Source organism: Planctomycetota bacterium (assembly GCA_016872555.1).
GTDB lineage: Bacteria > Planctomycetota > Planctomycetia > Pirellulales > UBA1268 > F1-20-MAGs016.
Genome location: VGZO01000121.1, coordinates 1 through 2,993, shown reverse-complemented (window position 1 = coordinate 2,993; position 2,993 = coordinate 1). Strand labels below are relative to the sequence as shown.

The window sequence follows — 2,993 nt, the reverse complement described above, 5'->3', positions numbered from 1 at the left end:
CACCCGCCGGGCCGCCGGCTGGACGGACGAGGCCGTGCGGCACATCGATGCCGCCGGATGCGACATCGCGGTGGTCCGGCGGCCGCCGCCGGTGGAGTGTGGCCCGCTGGTCGCCGGCGGAACGCTCGGCGAGGTGCGGTTCACGACCGCGGCCCGCGGAGCCGCCGCGAAGATCGACCGCGCGCTGGCCCGGCTCGACCTCGTGAAGCCGGCGCGACAGCGGGCCGCGGTCGCGGACGACATCCTCTCGCTCGTCTGCGGCATGCTCGCCGTCTTCTCGTGGCCCCGTGTCGAGGTGCGGCTCGACCTCACCGACGAGCAGTCGTGCCCGAAGTTCCACTGCGACAACGTCCGCGTGCGGCTCGTGACGACCTACGTCGGACCGGGCACCGAATACGTCAAGATGCCCGCAGCCGACACGGTGCACCGCGTTGCTCCGGGCAGCCTCGTGCTGCTCAAGGGCCACCGGCATCCGACGCACGCCGACCGCGTGCTGCACCGCTCGCCGCCGCTGCGGCCCGGCACGCGCCGCCTCTGCGTCGCGATCGACCACGCCGACTGGCTCACCGCCGCCACGCCCGACCCCGCACCCGACCACACAGGAGCCCTGGCATGACCCACGATTCCACTGCCGCCTCGGCCGATACCGATGCCCGCCTGCCGGTCACGGTGCTCTCGGGCTTCCTCGGTGCCGGCAAGACGACGCTGCTCAACCACGTGCTCGCCAACCGCGAGGGGCGGCGCGTGGCGGTGATCGTCAACGACATGAGCGAGGTCAACATCGACGCGAAGCTCGTGGGCGGCGCGGCGGCCCCGCCCACCGCCCGCCTCAGTCGCACCGACGAGAAGCTCGTGGAGTTCTCCAACGGGTGCATCTGCTGCACACTGCGCGAGGACCTGCTCGAGGAGGTCTCGCGGCTGGCCCGCGAGCACCGCTTCGACTACCTCCTCGTCGAGAGCACGGGTATTTCCGAGCCGCTTCCCGTGGCCGAGACGTTCACGTTCACCGACGAGGCGGGGGCGAGCCTGTCGGATCTCGCCCGGCTCGACACGCTCGTGACGGTCGTCGATGCCCGCAACTTCTTCGACGACTACTGCTCCCGCGACGAGCTGCGCGACCGGGGCATCGGCCTCGACGAGACCGACGCCCGCGACGTCGTGCAGCTGCTCGTGGATCAGATCGAGTTCGCCAACGTGATCGTGATCAACAAGACCGACCTCGTGGACGCCGACGACGTGGCCTACCTCGAGGCGATCCTGCGGAAGCTCAATCCGACGGCCCGACTCATCCGCGCCGTCGCCGGCGCCGTACCGCTCAGTGCGATCCTCGACACCGGCCTCTTCGACATGGACCACGCCGCGAGCCATCCCGGCTGGCTCGCCGAGGCTCCGGGGACCCACGTGCCGGAGACGGAGGAATACGGCATCTCGAGCCGGGTCTTCCGGGCCCGTCGGCCGCTCCATCCGCAGCGGTTCTGGGATCTCATCACCGGGCCGGCGTTCAAGGGCGTGATCCGCTCGAAGGGATTTCTCTGGCTGGCCACGCGGCCCGACTGGGCCGGTGTGTGGTCGAGCGCCGGCGCGGTGTCGAGCCTGCAGCCAGGCGGCTCCTGGCTGGCGAGTGCCCCGGAGGAGGACTGGCCGGAGGAGCTCGACCGCGACGAGATCGACGAGATCTGGGAGGAGCCGTGGGGCGACCGCCGGCAGGAGCTCGTCATCATTGGTGCCAAGCTCGCCGACGACCTGCTCGACCGGCTCGACGCCTGCTGCCTCACCGACGACGAGATGGATGCCGGCCCCGAGGCGTGGCTCCGTCTTCCCGATCCGTTTCCGGCCTGGCGGATCGCGACCGACGGCGACGACGGGGCGCTCGGCGACACCATCGAGGTGTGAGCCGCCAGGCCAGCCGCGCCTCCAACGCCTGCTGACCGCCTCGAAGGCGGCGATCACGCCGGTGCGCCCACGGGGAATCCCGCCGACCACGCGGCGACGATCCATCGCCACAGAAACAGGTGCACAACGACGGCCCCGACGACGCACAGCTCCAGCGGGATGGGACCACGACGGCCGATCCACCGGGTCCAGCCACGGGCGACGGCGGCTGCCAGGAGGGCCAGCACCGCGACGGCGGGCACCGCCTGCCAGCCAAAGACGGCACCCACGAGGGCGAGGATCGACATCAGGCTCGGTGCTGCCGCGCCGCATGCCGCCTCCCCGTCGTCCGGCCGACGGCCGTGATCGGCCCGACCAAGGATGGCCAACCCGGTGCCGACCGCGGCGCCGACGGCCATCCCCGCCAGCGACACCGCCAGCCGATGCGCGAGCCCGCGGGTCCAGGCGAAGATGGAGGCGATCGGGTTGGTCGACGTCGACTGGCCCTTCTGGTGCTGCCGGGAGTGGCGGGTCACCGTGCCATGGGCCGCCTCCGCCTCGACGGTCCGGCACGAGACGCTCCACGCGTTCCTCGCCCGCAATCCTCCCGGCGACGAGATCGCGGCGATTTTCAAGCTCGTCGACCAGATCGCCCTCGGCTGATCTCGACGGCCGCTCACACCGCCCGGCGGTTGGCGACAGGGCCGCGGGACTTGATCGCGGCGGTGATGGCCTCGCGGGCCTCGGCGTCGAGGTCGCAGGCCAGGGCCCGGGCGTCTTCCGCCACCCCGGCAAGCCGCCCCCCTCACGCCACCGCATAGAGCGGCTGCGAGACGGGTGTCAGGGCATTCACGGACACCTCGAGTTCGCTGACATCGGTGGGGCCCGAGTGACGCATCCTCGGCAGCTCGCCGATCAGGTCGCGCCCGACCGCCGCCATCGCTTCGGCCACCTCGTCCATCTTGCTCTTAATGGCCGGTGACTCGTCCGCCTTGGCCAGCATGGCCTCGGTGATGGCATCCCGAAGGACGCTCATAGCCGCCCCCGGGATCACCCTCGGGATCACCTTTGCCCCTGAAGGCCACTGCGCTCGTCATTCCTGGTGGGACACCGCCGGGAAG

The 2,993-nt window shown here is 71.4% G+C and carries 3 protein-coding genes and 1 pseudogene; 2 read left to right on the top strand and 2 right to left on the bottom strand.

Features of this window, described 5'->3' with window-relative positions; genetic code table 11:
• Window positions 1–616, top strand: a 616-nt coding sequence (locus FJ309_17340) for a DUF1826 domain-containing protein (protein ID MBM3956337.1), incomplete at its 5' end; no start/stop codon positions are given.
• Entirely contained in the window at window positions 613–1,893 is a 1,281-nt protein-coding gene (locus tag FJ309_17335; protein MBM3956336.1) for a GTP-binding protein, read from the top strand. The genes FJ309_17340 and FJ309_17335, both read left to right, overlap by 4 nt.
• Window positions 1,894–2,312: 419 nt before the next feature.
• Here FJ309_17335 and FJ309_17330 read toward each other — a convergent pair.
• A pseudogene (locus FJ309_17330) lies at window positions 2,313–2,441 on the bottom strand (NADP-dependent isocitrate dehydrogenase).
• Between the two features lie 236 nt (window positions 2,442–2,677).
• Window positions 2,678–2,908 carry a hypothetical protein gene (locus FJ309_17325; GenBank protein MBM3956335.1) on the bottom strand — a complete coding sequence of 77 codons (231 nt, stop codon included), beginning with the start codon at window positions 2,906–2,908 and terminating at the stop codon, window positions 2,678–2,680.
• Between the last annotated feature and the right edge of the window lie 85 nt (window positions 2,909–2,993).

What these genes read in the sequence shown, in the direction of transcription:
- FJ309_17325 (MBM3956335.1), bottom strand. Translation starts at nt 2,908, where the DNA reads ATGAGCGTCCTTCGGGATGCCATCACCGAGGCCATGCTGGCCAAGGCG.
- FJ309_17335 (MBM3956336.1), top strand. Translation starts at nt 613, where the DNA reads ATGACCCACGATTCCACTGCCGCCTCGGCCGATACCGATGCCCGCCTG.